The sequence below is a fragment of the Intrasporangium chromatireducens Q5-1 genome (genome assembly GCF_000576575.1).
GTDB lineage: Bacteria > Actinomycetota > Actinomycetes > Actinomycetales > Dermatophilaceae > Intrasporangium_A > Intrasporangium_A chromatireducens.
Genome location: NZ_AWQS01000544.1, coordinates 1 through 773, shown reverse-complemented (window position 1 = coordinate 773; position 773 = coordinate 1). Strand labels below are relative to the sequence as shown.

At 66.9% G+C, this 773-nt stretch carries 1 protein-coding gene; it reads left to right on the top strand.

Features of this window, described 5'->3' with window-relative positions; all coding sequences use genetic code 11:
* Positions 1 to 484 precede the first annotated feature (484 nt).
* Positions 485 to 773: hypothetical protein (locus N864_RS25815; RefSeq protein ID WP_205621046.1), on the top strand; the 289-nt coding region annotated here is incomplete at its 3' end.

Here is a 773-nt window from a genome sequence, read left to right as displayed (position 1 = left end):
TGTCGCAGGTTCGAATCCTGCCGGGGGCACTTCTCGCAATCACCCGCAACTACCAGGCATCAGCCGGCATCAGTGAGCATGCCGGACAGGCGGAAGTCACGGCGCGGGAAAGCGGGGCTCACCCACCGTCCAAGCGAGGGGTGCGGTCACGTCGTCGCAGGTCAGCGGCTTGGGAGCGGTTCGGGACGTCGGGTCGTGACGCGATCCCGAAGGTCCCCGGGGACCCGAGAGGTCCCCGGACAACCACTCACAACCGCAGCCGACGGCACTCAAGAAGCAAGGGCCGACAGGGTCGTGGAGGGTTCCTCGTACAGTGCTTCGACTACCGTCTGCCGTTTCCTTCGAATAGGAGCCGATGGGGAGCCGACGTGATCGGAGCCGTCCTGCGGGGCCTGTCGACGACGTTCCGCTACACCCAGGCCCACGCGCGGTCACCGGGCGGCAATTCCGGAACCTGCTCGAACACGGCGTGATCAACCCGGGCATGTCCCGCAAGACGGCGGCTGGCGAGGGCCACGAGCTGATCGAGGCCCCCCGCTCCGGCACCGACGCGACGCTCGCCCACCACGGACTGTTCGAGGAGTACTGCGCCCGCCACGCGCTCGCCGTGCCGCGTAGCATCTGCCCACACGGCACGACGGTTCCGATCACGTGGGCCCTGCACCAAGCCCTGCAGTCCTCCAATGTGGATGTACTCAGAAGCCGGGTTCTCGCGGCTCTTCGAACCCAGGGTGTCTCAGATGTGAGACCCCTGACTCCGCTTTTGGGGTCGT